General features: G+C 54.3%; 9 protein-coding genes and 9 pseudogenes. 9 read left to right on the top strand and 9 right to left on the bottom strand.

What is annotated here, in order from left to right; genetic code table 11:
* Window positions 1-137 precede the first annotated feature (137 nt).
* Both ACSQ3H_RS30580 and ACSQ3H_RS30575 read left to right on the top strand, forming a co-directional pair.
* Window positions 138-1,592 (top strand): LssY C-terminal domain-containing protein, encoded by a 1,455-nt coding sequence (locus ACSQ3H_RS30580; RefSeq protein WP_436120764.1) that lies wholly within the window; start codon window positions 138-140, stop codon window positions 1,590-1,592.
* A 327-nt stretch (window positions 1,593-1,919) separates the two neighbouring features.
* Window positions 1,920-2,090, top strand: a pseudogene (locus ACSQ3H_RS30575) (IS5/IS1182 family transposase); the annotation flags it as partial.
* Window positions 2,091-2,266: 176 nt separating this feature from the next.
* Here ACSQ3H_RS30575 and ACSQ3H_RS30570 read toward each other — a convergent pair.
* Window positions 2,267-2,962, bottom strand: a pseudogene (locus ACSQ3H_RS30570) (IS6 family transposase).
* A 71-nt stretch (window positions 2,963-3,033) separates the two neighbouring features.
* A pseudogene (locus ACSQ3H_RS30565) lies at window positions 3,034-3,459 on the bottom strand (amino acid ABC transporter ATP-binding protein); the annotation flags it as partial.
* Between the two features lie 53 nt (window positions 3,460-3,512).
* On the opposite strand from ACSQ3H_RS30565, the gene ACSQ3H_RS30560 reads away from it, so the two are divergent.
* Complete coding sequence (locus ACSQ3H_RS30560; protein WP_436120763.1) at window positions 3,513-4,217, top strand: IS6 family transposase; 705 nt, start codon at window positions 3,513-3,515, stop codon at window positions 4,215-4,217.
* A gap of 39 nt (window positions 4,218-4,256) precedes the next feature.
* Here ACSQ3H_RS30560 and ACSQ3H_RS30555 read toward each other — a convergent pair.
* Window positions 4,257-4,355: pseudogene (locus tag ACSQ3H_RS30555) on the bottom strand (IS5/IS1182 family transposase); the annotation flags it as partial.
* Between the two features lie 75 nt (window positions 4,356-4,430).
* Between ACSQ3H_RS30555 and ACSQ3H_RS30550 the strand changes: the two are divergent.
* A pseudogene (locus ACSQ3H_RS30550) lies at window positions 4,431-4,792 on the top strand (aminotransferase class I/II-fold pyridoxal phosphate-dependent enzyme); the annotation flags it as partial.
* Window positions 4,793-5,096: 304 nt separating this feature from the next.
* On the opposite strand, the gene ACSQ3H_RS30545 reads toward ACSQ3H_RS30550, so the two are convergent.
* Together ACSQ3H_RS30545 and ACSQ3H_RS30540 are read right to left on the bottom strand one after the other, a co-directional pair.
* Window positions 5,097-5,498 carry a hypothetical protein gene (locus tag ACSQ3H_RS30545; RefSeq protein WP_436120762.1) on the bottom strand — a complete coding sequence of 134 codons (402 nt, stop codon included), beginning with the start codon at window positions 5,496-5,498 and terminating at the stop codon, window positions 5,097-5,099.
* 68 nt (window positions 5,499-5,566) lie between these two features.
* Window positions 5,567-5,761 (bottom strand): hypothetical protein, encoded by a 195-nt coding sequence (locus tag ACSQ3H_RS30540; protein ID WP_436120761.1) that lies wholly within the window; start codon window positions 5,759-5,761, stop codon window positions 5,567-5,569.
* Between the two features lie 130 nt (window positions 5,762-5,891).
* Between ACSQ3H_RS30540 and ACSQ3H_RS30535 the strand changes: the two genes are divergently transcribed.
* The 3 genes and pseudogenes from ACSQ3H_RS30535 to ACSQ3H_RS30525 all read left to right on the top strand — a co-directional run bounded on the left by ACSQ3H_RS30535 (window position 5,892) and on the right by ACSQ3H_RS30525 (window position 7,537).
* The gene (locus ACSQ3H_RS30535) at window positions 5,892-6,155 is read left to right on the top strand and encodes a helix-turn-helix domain-containing protein (protein WP_436120760.1); all 264 of its coding nucleotides are present in this window, start codon (window positions 5,892-5,894) and stop codon (window positions 6,153-6,155) included.
* A gap of 143 nt (window positions 6,156-6,298) precedes the next feature.
* Window positions 6,299-7,045: pseudogene (locus ACSQ3H_RS30530) on the top strand (YoaK family protein); the annotation flags it as partial.
* 348 nt (window positions 7,046-7,393) lie between these two features.
* Complete coding sequence (locus ACSQ3H_RS30525) at window positions 7,394-7,537, top strand: hypothetical protein (RefSeq protein WP_436120759.1); 144 nt, start codon at window positions 7,394-7,396, stop codon at window positions 7,535-7,537.
* A 157-nt stretch (window positions 7,538-7,694) separates the two neighbouring features.
* On the opposite strand, the gene ACSQ3H_RS30520 is transcribed toward ACSQ3H_RS30525, so the two are convergent.
* On the bottom strand, window positions 7,695-8,144 hold the full coding sequence (locus ACSQ3H_RS30520; RefSeq protein ID WP_436120758.1) for a hypothetical protein: 450 nt from the start codon (window positions 8,142-8,144) through the stop codon (window positions 7,695-7,697).
* A gap of 133 nt (window positions 8,145-8,277) precedes the next feature.
* Window positions 8,278-10,554 carry an NADP-dependent malic enzyme gene (locus tag ACSQ3H_RS30515; protein ID WP_436120836.1) on the bottom strand — a complete coding sequence of 759 codons (2,277 nt, stop codon included), beginning with the start codon at window positions 10,552-10,554 and terminating at the stop codon, window positions 8,278-8,280.
* Window positions 10,555-11,107: 553 nt separating this feature from the next.
* Here ACSQ3H_RS30515 and ACSQ3H_RS30510 point away from each other — a divergent pair.
* Window positions 11,108-11,290 (top strand): annotated as a pseudogene (locus ACSQ3H_RS30510) (CBS domain-containing protein); the annotation flags it as partial.
* A gap of 79 nt (window positions 11,291-11,369) precedes the next feature.
* On the opposite strand, the pseudogene ACSQ3H_RS30505 reads toward ACSQ3H_RS30510, so the two are convergent.
* Window positions 11,370-12,082, bottom strand: a pseudogene (locus ACSQ3H_RS30505) (IS6 family transposase).
* A 72-nt stretch (window positions 12,083-12,154) separates the two neighbouring features.
* On the opposite strand from ACSQ3H_RS30505, the pseudogene ACSQ3H_RS30500 reads away from it, so the two are divergent.
* Window positions 12,155-12,400 (top strand): annotated as a pseudogene (locus ACSQ3H_RS30500) (DDE-type integrase/transposase/recombinase); the annotation flags it as partial.
* A gap of 208 nt (window positions 12,401-12,608) precedes the next feature.
* Here ACSQ3H_RS30500 and ACSQ3H_RS30495 read toward each other — a convergent pair.
* A complete protein-coding gene (locus ACSQ3H_RS30495; RefSeq protein ID WP_436120757.1) occupies window positions 12,609-12,830 on the bottom strand; it encodes a DUF982 domain-containing protein in 222 nt (73 codons plus the stop codon).
* Between the last annotated feature and the right edge of the window lie 277 nt (window positions 12,831-13,107).

The raw sequence follows: 13,107 nt of genomic DNA, 5'->3' as shown, positions 1-13,107 counted from the left end.
ACTTTCGGCTACGGAATGGGAATTGCGACCACATGTGGCGGCTGCCGAGTTCGGTCCTTAAGTCGATATTGGTCGCGATCCGGAATGACCCGGAAGTTCGGCGAAATCTAGCGTCTCATCCACGCTTTTGGGGCTGGTTGCGAAAGCGCTTCAGCACGAACGAACCGTTTGGCCTGCGGCTGACAATCGGCGTCGCGCTCTCTGTTATCTTTCTCTGGTTGTTCCTCTCTGTCGTGGAGGACCTGATCTCCAATGATCCCCTCGTTGTCGCGGATTTGCGGCTCGTGTCCTTGGTTCAGATGTTTCGGAACCCGCATCTGAATACAGTCATGTTATTCCTGACCTATCTGGGGAACTGGCAGATTGTTGCCGCCGGGGCATGCCTGTTTGGTCTCTATTTGGCGCTGACACGGCAGTGGCGCGGGTTTCTGGCTCTCTTCATTTCCATTCTTGGTGGAGAATTCCTCGTCTGGTTAGGCAAGACGGGATTTGCCCGGCCACGGCCAGATCTCGTCAACGCGCTGATACCAGCCCAGGGCCTGAGTTTTCCAAGTGGTCACGCCTTCGTCGCGATTTCCTTTTACGGCCTCGTCGCGTGGTTCGTGATCGAGCGAACGAAGACCAACGTGGCCAAGGCGATCATCGTCGTCCTCGCCACGGTCCTCGTGTTGGCGATCGGCCTTTCGCGGATTTATCTGGGTGTCCATTGGCCATCCGATGTGCTGGCCAGCTTCGCTCTCGGTGCAGCCTGGCTGGCGGTCATCATCACTTCGTTCAGTGTTTCACAAGCATCCAAACCCGAGGTTCCTCTACACAGCCCCACCTGGGCTGGGCGACTTGCTAGCCTTTTCATCATCGTCTGGATCGGTGTTGTCGTGGTCTTCAGCTATTTGCACCCGCTCGTCGTACGACACGCATCAGTAGCGACAGCCGTGGACTTGACGACAAGCGACTTCCCGTCGGGATTGTTTGCTGCTGCGCCGCGGTTCAGCGAGGATATCGTTGGCCGGCCAATGGAGCCGATCAACGTCATACTGGTGGGCAGTGAGGCCGATCTAACGAAGGCCTTCCTGGACGCCGGGTGGGAGCCGACGGATCGCATCTCGTTTGGAAGCAGTTGGCGTTTGCTAATTGCGGAGCTTCGCAATGAACCCCCTCCTCGTGCACCTGGGCTGCCGACGTTCTGGCAAGGCCAACCCAATCGGCGAGGCTTCCAGCATGTGGACCCGATGGGATCGGCCCGCGAGCGTCATCACCTTCATGTGTGGGATACCGCCTTTCGCGTCGCCGGCAATGCGGTTTGGGTTGGTACGGTGCACTTCGACCGAGAAGCTCAAACAGCCGGAGGAACAGGGCTGCTGATCCACCAAATCGATCCAGCGGTGGATCGCGAGCGAGAGTCGCTCAAGTCCGATCTGTCGCGAACAAAATGCGCCAAGCGGATCGACGAAGCAGTCGTGACGGAGCCGATGTTGGGGCAAAACGCTGTCGGCAGTCCGTTTTTTACTGACGGAAAGGCATTCGTTGTTTTCCTGAAATGTCACGGTGCCTATGTCGCGCTGCAGTTAATGATGAGAATGCCGAGTCTGTGATTTCAATGAGTTAGCTTTGCACTTAATTTGAGAACGTGCAGTTTATTTGAGAATTCGGTGCTGACCACTGCAGTTAATTTGAGAAACGATCCTCACAATGTCGGCTCTTGCTCGTTGCTGATAGGTGTGAGCGTCCAGGCGTCACTGTCTTCAAAATGCTCCAGTAATTTCCGGTAGATAGCCTAATGGCTCCCGCAGCGCCTGAAGTCTCAATGTTGCAGTGAATTTCAGAATCCAAGCGACGTCATTCTCAAATTAAGTGCAGCAGTCAAGCATGAACGGCCGCATTCTTACGATTTAGTGCAGTGCGACAGACGGATGAACTGACAGGCGGCTACCGGCTACGGCAAACGCGCCCTGATCGAAACCGCCATGGGGCGCTACAAGGCGCTGATCGGACCGCGTCTGCGTGCACGGTGTTTTACGGCTCAACAGACTGAAGTTGCCATCGGCTGCGCCGTTCTCAACCGCATGCTGGCAACCGGACGCCCGGATTCCGCCGCAAAAACAGACAGCCATAACAGACGGCATCAAAGATCGAATTGCACCTGCTCCCATATCCGCGCACCAACGCCGAGTTTTGGGACACTTGTGGAGACATGGCTGCGGGTTATATTTTTTGGGACAAGGGTGTCCCAGGGGTTGTGTTGCAAACTTCGCTGAGGGTGGGCGGTTTACATCAATGATCTTGAGATTACGCGGCGAGGATTTTCAAACTGCTCGGCCAATGACGGATCTGGATTGAAGGCAAATCTCGCCTGTCGCTTTCGCATCATATGAATCATTTCGATGCCGGATAAAGTGATACTGGCCGATGTCATGGATTTGAGGCCAAGCATTGGCCGAACACGCCTTTTGATAGCGCGATGATCCTGCTCGATCCGATTGTTCAGATATTGACTTTTGCGAATAACGATCGATTTTGTCGGATGCTTCGCCTTGGTCTGCAGGCGATATGTGGTGTCGCATGAAACGATAGCTTCCTGATTCGTTTGGCTACCGTCGATGACAACACGTTCCGGCTGTCCGTGTCGTTGCAATGCCTGCTTGAAGAAGCGTTTCGCTGCCCGGAGATCTCTGTGTTCGCTAAACCTGAATTCAACCGTATCGCCGAGACTGTCGATGGCACGGTAAAGATACATCCATTGTCCCCGAAACTTTGCTCTGGATACCTTACGCTTGCGCAAGCTGTAGCGTTTCATCAGCCACGGTGAAAAATGGATAACCCATCGATGAATGGTAGAATGATCCACACTGATGCCGCGCTCGGCCATCATCTCTTTCTAGTTGCGCAGGCTCAGTCCATAAGCCAGATACCAGCGCACACAAAGCAGGTTCACAGATCGATCGAATTGACGGCCTTTGAACATCTGAACGTCTGCGTTTTCGTCAGATATTCAATGCCACACAAACGGTAATCGAAAAGTTGCAACAGAACCGATCATCCGCACGACGATCCCGCACGATCGGTGGCAACCACTCCCAAAAACTGCTTCAGTTCCGGTGTCTTCGGATCGGCAAAGACCTCCTCTGGTCTTCCAATCTCGTGCACACGGCCCTGATGCATGAAGACGACCCGGCTGCAGACGTCGCGGGCGAATTTCATTTCATGCGTCACCATCAGCAGGGTCATGCCCTCCGCGGCGAGTTCACGCACCACACCCAGAACCTCAGCCACGAGTTCCGGATCGAGCGCCGAGGTGATTTCATCGCAGAGCAAGGCGATAGGCTGCATCGCAAGCGCACGTGCGATGGCGACGCGCTGTTGCTGTCCGCCGGACAGTTCGTCAGGAAAGGCGTCGTATTTGTGGCCAAGCCCCACTCGGTCGAGCATCTTGCGTGCCATGGCTTCGGCTTCGGCCTTCGGCGGGGGTTGTCACATTAACTTTGGTTCAGCGAGTTTGGCATAAAAGGATGGGCATGAACCAGCCTGCCGTCTGCTATAAGCGCCATCGTTTTCCACCCCAGATCATCGCTCATGCAGTGTGGCTGTATTACCGGTTCCCGTTAAGCTTGCGCCTGGTCGAGGAAATGCTTTTGGAGCGTGGCATATCGGTATCCTATGAAACCATCCGCCGCTGGGGGAACAAGTTCGGACCGGACTATGCCCGTCGGCTGCGCCGCAAGCGGGGGTCGCGGAACGATGTCTGGCATCTTGATGAAATGGTGATCTCCATTTCGGGCAGGAAGCACTATCTGTGGCGCGCCGTTGACCAAGACGGCTATGTCCTTGACGAGATCATACAGAGCCGCCGCAATACCAAGGCTGCCAGGCGATTGCTGATGCGTCTGTTGAAACAGCAAGGCTTGCCTCCCAAGCGCATCATCACCGATAAGCTGCGATCCTATGGTGCAGCGAAGCGGCAGATCATGCCCCATGTCGAACATCGCTCTCACAAAGGGCTGAACAACCGGGCCGAGAATTCCCACGTGCCGTTACGAAAACGGGAATGGTCCATGCAGGGGTTTCGGTCGCCGGGAGGACTGCAACGCTTCGTTTCAATCTTCGCCACCTTGCGCAATCTGTTCGTTCCGTCCCACCACAACCGCACCGCTTTCGCTATCCATCTACACAGGCTCAAAGCCATGGCAGAGTGGAAAGCTGTAACTGGAGCGATCGCCTGAAATCAGAGCTGCGGGTATTGTTGCCCACAATTTAGATTACCGTGACATCGCCCCCGCTTCGTATTCCCGCCAGTTCGTCACCCTGAATTTCGTCTTCGGTATGTGGTGACGACGATCTGCGTTGTGTTTGTACGGCATGGCTCGGATCAGGCTGATTGCGATCCAGACTGACTATATCCAAACCGTTGACAAAATATCCACGCACCAACGCTGCGCCGGATGCATCAATGTCCGGCACAGCTTACCAAAGATGTGCTTGCGCAGGCCAACCTGCCGGTGATGAAAGTCAGAGACGCATATTGTTCCGATTCATATCGGCGATCCCGAACTGTGCAAGCAGGCCAGCGACCGTCTTCTCGAGCTTCATGGCATCTACATTCAGCCGATCAATTATCCGACCGTACCACGCGGCACGGAACGTCCGCGCATCACGCCTATGCCATTCCATTTCCAATGAACTCGTGGTCGAGCTGAAAGACGCATTGGTCGAAGTCTGGACGGCGCTCGGCATTCCATTTTCCCAAGACAGCGCGCCAATCGAGACAAGCGAACGGGTTGTAACGCTTGGCGTATAGGAGGCCGATGGATTGCGGACATCCGTTTGCTTTGGATATCTTGAGAACGCTTACGCATCAGAATTTTAGGATATAGACCTTTAGATCACCACGCTTTCCATGCGCGATAGTGGTAGAATGCACTCCAAAAAATGGAGGGCATAAACATGGCATTTCCTGACAAACATGAGCACCCCAGGGATTGGGAAGATATCGGATACGACACACTTCTCATATTGAGTATCGTGGCGCCAATAGCGGTATTGGTACTCTTCATCCTGCTGTGGATTTAGACGCTGGAAACCGCCACTCGCGGCAGGCGGGATTATTGCTGAGGTTCTGATTTGAAGCGCTTAATCCATTTGGCGGCTTCGGCTTGGGCCTGTTCACGTGTTCTAAACGGCCCGATCAGTTCGTGCTTCGCACCGTTGTCATAGACCCGAACGTAGTAAAGGCCATTAGCCTTGACCAAACCGACAGACGATGGTGCGGGTGGTTCCCTATTCAATATGGTGCCTTCGCTTGCCGCCTTGTTGGCAACGGCCTCTAGCTCGGCCGTGACAAGGTCTGCCGGAACCTCCGGCTTTCCGGCGGGAACCTCTGGATCGATGTCTGATAGCTCATAGGCGGTCAAATCGACATCGCCCCAGATCGAGCCCGCAGCTGATTTCTGGCTTCGGCGACTGTGCTTGATCTCGACTGCAAACGGCCTCTTCTGTGGTTTCATCACGTTCCTGTTGTTCACTATCGTTGTGGGGGGCGGTAAGTTGTGATCGAAACGGGTGGTGGGCTGCTTCAGCAGCCTGGATCGGATTCAGCCCTTTGTTTGTGCGCTTCCAGTATGTTCAGAAGCTCAGCAATTTCCTCGGCATCGTGCTGGTTCATGCCAATGATGGTACGACTGCCCATTTCGGCGACCCGTTCGGTTTGCGCGTCAATGACCGTCCAGGTTTCGTCGGGCCCTTGCTGTGGTTTATAGCGTTGAGTCATGGATATATGATAACGTCTGCCGTCCTTTCTGCCAAGAGGGGGTGCATATTTTATCATTTCATGTTGATGTTTCAGACATCAGTGATAGAGTGAATTATATGATTATTCACCTATCCGCATGGATGCCACTATGATTACAGCAAACCAACTTCGGGCGGCACGTGCGCTTCTCGGCGTCGACCAGAAAACCTTGGCGGAAATGGCAGGCGTTTCTGTGCCTACCATTCAGAGAATGGAAGCAAGCGAAGGTGATGTCCGGGGTATCGTCGACAGCCTGATGAAGGTCGTCAATGCACTCGACCGGGCGGGTATCGAGTTGATCGGCGAGCGTGCACGCAGTGATAGCGGCGGCCGAGGCGTGAGGTTTCGCCATCCGCCGCAAAAACTCAACTAGATGTCAAAAATATCGGTTTCGGCAGTGTCTCGTGATATTTTCCAGCAATCCCATCTCTTCGATCCAGAATCCAACGATGAGCTTGTTTCGATGTGTGTCCTGCCCTGCTACACCTGTTAGCGCTATTCGATGCTGTTTGAACGATGATTCCATATTTGCGCAGGCTTGCAGGAAAGGAACGGTTTGAGAAGGCCGATCGGCATCTGGCGCGATTCCTGACCTTTGTCGCTGGAGCCGTCAACGCCGGCGGCTTTGTGGCGGTCCATCAATACACGTCGCATATGTCCGGTATCGTTTCCTCCATGGCCGACAATCTGACTCTCGGCGAGATTGACCTGGTGTTTGCCGGACTGGCAGCCTTCCTGTCTTTTGTCGCCGGCGCGGCCTGTTCCGCGGTGCTGGTCAACTGGGGCCGCCGCCTGAACCTGCAGGGGGAATATGCCCTGCCGCTTGTGTTTGAGGCGGTACTGCTGCTTTGCTTCGGCTTGCTCGGCAGCAATCTCGGACAGCACGAGTGGTTGTTCGTGCCGGCAACCGTGATGCTGCTTTGCTTTATCATGGGCCTGCAAAACGCCATCATCACCAAACTCTCCGGCGCCAGAATTCGGACCACCCACGTCACCGGGCTGGTGACCGACATGGGTATCGAACTTGGCAAGCTCTTCTATTGGAACGCATCACGCCACGATCCTGACAAACCCTTCGTCAGGGCTGACCGCAGGAAGCTGAAATTGCTGGCTTCACTCGTTGCGTTGTTCTTTATCGGAGGCGTTGCGGGTGCGATCGGCTTCAAACATCTCGGCTTCGCGGCATCCCTGGTACTTGCCGTCATCCTTTTGACGCTGGCGATCGTGCCGGTTCTCGATGATCTAAAGGCCGGATTGAGCCGTGCTTGGCAATAAAGTGTCTGGCGCAGCGTCCTGTGCCACAAATAGGTCCATGTCAGTATATCTCAGAAACTTGGGAGGCGTAGTCGTATTAAATTTGGAACGAGGACAGTTGTATGAAGCGTGATAAACTTGGCTCCAAGGATGATTACCATCCATACCTCACCCCCATATGGATCTACGTCATCATATTCTTGATATTGACACCGGTGGTTTTGTTACTAGGTCGGGTGTTCGGCCGATAGACCTTCCGCATCCACGTATGTTGCCACCCATTAACTCAATGTTCATTTGATGTACGAGTTTGAGTGCAGCGCGATTGGTACAGCGTACGCGCTCAATGAGATTTCAGTGAGAAACGACGTTGCCATGAAATATGATTGGGACGCACCACCTCATCCGGCACCGCGACCAAAGAACATTATCATTGGCTACTCGATCACATTACTCATTGGCGCGATCCTGCTCATTCTGCCAATTATACTCCTGACGTGACCGGCACCATTGTGGCACACTTCGGTGAGGTTCCACGAAAGGGTTCTGATGGAACAAACGCCTCCTTTTAGTGGTGATCAACGCCTCCATTCTGGCGCATCGATGCCGTTGGGAGTGCACCCACCCCGCCATCATCAGAACCGAAAGTATTCGGCATTTAAGAAAAATTCGCACCTGCTCCAAGATGTCGCTCTATTATCCCAGTTCGTAATCCTTCGATGACTTTTGTGTGCAGGTCTGGGTCGCTAACCCGCAGTATCCTGAGCTGCATTGATCGTTCATCCGGAGGCCATTCCTCGGGTTCAAGACCCAATCCGCCGCCGTGAAGTGATGGAGTTTCCAGATATTCTTGAAACCAGAATTTCACCTGTTGGGCGGCTTCCTGTTTTGTCGCTGCATCGCCGTCCACACCCCTATAACGAAAGTCGAGGTGCCCCAGCAGAAACGACCATCCCCAGCGACCTTCATTCGGGCCCTTCGCAATCACCTTGATTCGACCTATGATTACGCCGTCGGCCATCACAACGAAGTCATGCCGTAGTGTTTCCCCACCAATAACGGTTTGAGCAAAGGTTAGCAGGTAGGTCTTTCGGGACAAGTTAGTCATAGTGCAATTATGCGGACTCCCTCGGGATTGACAAAGGGGAAATGTCCGGGGCATCCGCAAAGGCGTGCCATATGCAGCCACATCGGGGTATCTCTCCCGCGCATCTTTCCCTGCAGAACATTCAATTAACGCGTCAGGCTTCCAAAGCTTCAGCAGCCGCGATGGCCGACATGTTCACAATACCTCGACTGGTTACTGTTGGAGCAAGGATGTGCGCCGGGCGTTTGGTTCCCATCAGAATGGGGCCTACCGCCAGGGCATTGTTCAGTTCCGTGAGCAATGTCATGGAGACGTTCGCAGCTTCCAGCGACGGAAAGATCAACAGGTTTGCCTCGCCCTGAAAGGCCGTTTGAGACAAATAACGCTCACGCAACGCACCGTTGATGGCAAGGTCTCCCTGCATTTCCCCTTCAACGAGCAGATCGGGCGCGGCTTTCTTCAGCTGAGAATAGACCGCGCGCATCTTTTCCGAAGACGCCCCGTCCCGCGAGCCAAAATTCGAATAGCTCAGCAATGCCGCCTTGGCATCGATGTTGAAACGTTTGAGATGATCGCGAGCCTGCAATGCGATCTGGACGATCTCTTCGGCACTGGGGTCGATGTTCATGTAGGTATCGGCAAGGAAGAACACGCCCTTGGACATGATCAACATCGACAGTGCCGACAGCTGTGCAGAATCATCGGCCAGTCCGATGATCGAGCGAATATCACGTGCATGTTTGATGAAGCTTCCCTGCAATCCGCATATCAGAGCGTCGGCCTCGCCGCGATTGACAGCCAAGGCACCGATCACGGTGGTATTGGTGCGCACAAGTGTGCGGGCTGTGTCGAGTGTTACCCCCTTGCGTCCGACAAGGTTGTGAAAAAGACTGACATAGTCGCGGTAGCGCGGATCGTCTTCCGGGTTGATGATGTCGAAATCGCGATCGGGTTTAATTGTCAGGCCGAAACGCTCTATCCGTTGTTCGATGACCGAGGGGCGGCCGATGAGAATGGGCCACCCGATGGCTTCTTCCAGTATCACCTGGGTGGCGCGCAACACACGCTCGTCCTCACCATCGGCAAACGCAATGCGTTTACCTTGCCCTTGGGCGCGTTCGATCATTGGTTTCATGACCAATCCCGACCGGAAGACGAAACGCTTCAGGCTGTCCTGATAGGCGCGCATGTCCTGGATGGGACGGCGCGATACCCCGCTCTCCATCGCGGCTTGCGCCACCGCTGGAGCAATGCGCAAAATCAAACGCTGATCAAACGGCGATGGAATGAGATAGCCACTGCCGAAAGTAGCCGGCGCCTCGCTTCCCATGGATTCCAGAACGGGCTCGTGCGCCAATTGCGCGATAGCGGAAGCGGCTGCCCGCTTCATCTCATCGTTGATTGTGGTTGCGCCCGCATCCAGCGCGCCGCGGAAGATAAACGGAAAACACAGCACATTGTTGACCTGATTGGGATAGTCGGATCTCCCGGTACAGATCATCGCATCGGGCCGTTCGGCGATTGCCAGTTCCGGCATGATTTCCGGAATCGGGTTCGAGAGCGCCAGGATCAAGGGATCGCGCGCCATCTCGCGGATCATTTCCGGTTTCAAGGCGCCCGCTGCGGATAGACCAACGTAGATGTCGGCCCCTGCCATGATTTCAGCCAGTTCGGTTGCATCCGTGTCCTGCGCAAACGCGCCGCGCCAGCGATCCACGGAATTCACGCGCTTCTTGGTCACGAGGCCCTGACGGTCGGCCAAGTAAATGTTCTCCCGCCGTGCCCCAACAGTCACCAGCATGTTCATGCACGCAATTGCTGCCGCACCCGCACCCGATGTGCAAATCTTCACGTCGGCGATGTTTTTTCCAACGAGCTTCATGGCATTGAGAACGGCCGCAGCAACAATGATCGCCGTACCGTGCTGATCATCGTGGAACACGGGGATATTCATCCGCGCCCTCAGATTCTCTTCGATATCGAAGCAATCCGGGGCCTTGATATCTTCAAGATTGATGCCGCCGAAACTTGGTTCCAGCGGCGCAACGATCTCGATAAACTTCTTGGGGTCGGTTTCGTTCACCTCGATATCGATGCTGTCGATCCCGGCGAATTTCTTAAAAAGAACGGCCTTGCCTTCCATGACTGGCTTGCTGGCCAGCGCGCCGATATTGCCCAGCCCCAACACGGCCGTGCCATTGGAAATGACGGCCACAAGATTGCCCTTGGACGTGTAGGCGTAGGCCTTGTCCGGATCAGCAGCGATCTCCTCGCAGGGGGCGGCAACCCCCGGCGAATAGGCCAGCGCGAGATCGCGCGCATTGGCCAGCGGCTTGCTCGGCGTGATCTCAATCTTGCCCGGCTTGGGGAACTGGTGGAAATCCAGTGCTGCGCTGCGAAAACTTGCTTTCGGGTCTTGTGACAAGGCGATTCTCCTTCGTAGTACGGTTCGGGCTTCGCTGAATCCGATAAGCTACACCCTTCATCAGAGCAGCATCCCAAGACGATACCGGAATACTCAGACATGTGCATCAGGTCGTCGAACAGCCGCCCTGGCCGCCGACCCTCCGGCGAATTGCTCGATCCACCGATATTGCAATTTTACGCGTCTCCTGTCGCGATAGTTCTCATTTTTGACGCAGGCTGGGACTGATCTGTGCGCTGTATCAAAATCCAGGTTTTCGCAACGAACAGTCGAGGAAATGGTGAGGAACAAGCTCACCGACAGGCTTGCTCGCCTCCGCTCACGGTGCTGGAGAAAGTGTCTTACAGAACGGGCACAGTAAAGTTAACGGACATACGAAGTTTACGCAATGTACTAAGAGCATTACCTACTGCCTTTTGAAGACTTCGTTCAACGGAAAGTATTACCATCGCGCCGTAGAAGGGGTTGAATTGGCAACTTCCTGCGCGCACAATAATTAGCGTTAAAATACAGGATCAGGGATTCGGACGACCGTCACCAAAATCAGGAGAGAATACTCATGACCGTCAAATTGATTCTTGAACGAAAGGGCTACGACGTATTCAGCGCGAGGCCTCAAACGACTCCGGGCGATGCGATCGGGATTTTGGCGAAGCACAAGATCGGTGCGATTGTTGTGTGCGATGGGAACCGCGCCATCAAGGGCATTTTATCCGAGCGCGATGTTGTAAGGCAGCTTGCTACTGATGGAGCTGACGGGCACCGTAAACTTAACCTGATATATTTCGCGTTTGGGCGCTTTTGTGACTTTGTAGCTGATCTCATGCCGCTTGTAGGCATGCGATTTCGCGCCACGCATCCATGGCAGCGTTGCGACAAGCGCGATGGTCGGATGAAGTTAACTTGTTGCGTGGAAAGTGGTGGAGATTGGCGATGGGATCATGAATGGAAACGAAGCGTTGAAGCTGCCGAGTTGATTTGAATCGCTTCATGATCTTTTCTCGTCGTCGAATTGGCTGGTGCGAATTCTCCGCCCGGTTGTTGAGCCCCTTATGCTGGCGGTGATCGCAAACGGTCAGACCAATCTGCCTGTTGCCAGCCGCATAGGATCTGAGTTTGTCCGTCACCATGACACGCGGCACACAACCTTGTTTCTTAAGCAGCTTGCGGATCAAGCGTTTGGCGGCCTTGGTATTCCTGTGGCTTTGTACAAGACGTCCAATACAAAACCATCCTGATCGACGGCGCGCCAGAGCCAGTGTTTCCTGCCCCTGATCGAAACGACAGCTTCATCAAGGTGCCACTTGTCGCCAAGGCGTGGCGTACGTCTGCGGATCTTATTGGCGTAGCCCCGCCCGAACTTTTCCGCCCATGTGCGGATCGTCTGGTGTGTGACGATTATGCCCTTGTAGGCAAGCATGTCTTCGACCATACGAAGACTGAGCGGGAAGCGGAAGTACAGCCACACCGCCTCGGCGATAACCTCAGCTGGAAAACGGTGACGGCGATAGAGTAGATCACCAACCTCGGTCATCACTCAAATTCACAAAGAAACATCGCCAACTGGTTAAGTTTACAATGCCGGCAGATTGGTCTGACCGTTTGCGATCACCGCCAGCATAAGGGGCTCAACAACCGGGCGGAGAATTCGCACCAGCCAATTCGACGACGAGAAAAGATCATGAAGCGATTCAAATCAACTCGGCAGCTTCAACGCTTCGTTTCCATTCATGATCCCATCGCCAATCTCCACCACTTTCCACGCAACAAGTTAACTTCATCCGACCATCGCGCTTGTCGCAACGCTGCCATGGATGCGTGGCGCGAAATCGCATGCCTACAAGCGGCATGAGATCAGCTACAAAGTCACAAAAGCGCCCAAACGCGAAATATATCAGGTTAAGTTTACGGTGCCCCCTGAGCACATGGAGAAAGCTCCGGCTGGGCTGTTCGAGCATTACTGTATGCACCCCTGGCTGCGAGTCGTGGGGATCATTCGGATTTGAAAAGCGGTATGGCCAGGAATGGTATTGCAGCGAACACAAGCTGGACGGCGAGAGCTAGAGGTGTTTCTGTTCGATATATATGTCGGCTTCCCGCGCGGCCTCGATAAAGGCCTCTCTCGCCTTCGTACAGGTAATCCGGCCTTCCAGTGCGTCACGACACGCCTGGCGGGCCTCCCTCAGCTTTTCGCCCTTTTCAATCGGCCAGTACATGAAGAGCCATTCTGCCGCTTCCTCCACCGAGCATATGCTTCGCGCCTTCCCGGGTTGATCGGTCAAAATGGTCACATAAGGAAATGGCAAATCGCGCATGGCCAGAAACGTTGATAAAACTGGACCGTTCCTAGCTACTTCTGCTTATGTTGTTCGGGGGTTGTCACATTAACTCAGTAAAGAGGTATTTTCATCGCGCCGCGCCGATTCTTGACGCGCTAACCCATTGATTTTCAGTGCCCAAGACTTTCCGCTTGACGAGTAGATTGCAGTATTTCGCGTTAATGTGACAACCCCCCTTTCCGTTAGTTACGGGCCGTCGAAAGTGGCAGAACATGCTGTA

Source organism: Phyllobacterium sp. LjRoot231 (assembly GCF_964253365.1).
Lineage (GTDB): Bacteria > Pseudomonadota > Alphaproteobacteria > Rhizobiales > Rhizobiaceae > Phyllobacterium.
The sequence above is the reverse complement of the archived record's forward strand: the minus strand, read 5'-3'. Positions and strand labels throughout refer to the sequence as shown.

Bases quoted from the DNA above. Each gene is read 5' to 3' on its own strand.
- ACSQ3H_RS30540 (WP_436120761.1), bottom strand. From the start codon at position 5,761: ATGACTCAACGCTATAAACCACAGCAAGGGCCCGACGAAACCTGGACG.
- ACSQ3H_RS30545 (WP_436120762.1), bottom strand. From the start codon at position 5,498: ATGAAACCACAGAAGAGGCCGTTTGCAGTCGAGATCAAGCACAGTCGC.
- ACSQ3H_RS30560 (WP_436120763.1), top strand. From the start codon at position 3,513: ATGAACCAGCCTGCCGTCTGCTATAAGCGCCATCGTTTTCCACCCCAG.
- ACSQ3H_RS30520 (WP_436120758.1), bottom strand. From the start codon at position 8,144: ATGACTAACTTGTCCCGAAAGACCTACCTGCTAACCTTTGCTCAAACC.
- ACSQ3H_RS30535 (WP_436120760.1), top strand. From the start codon at position 5,892: ATGATTACAGCAAACCAACTTCGGGCGGCACGTGCGCTTCTCGGCGTC.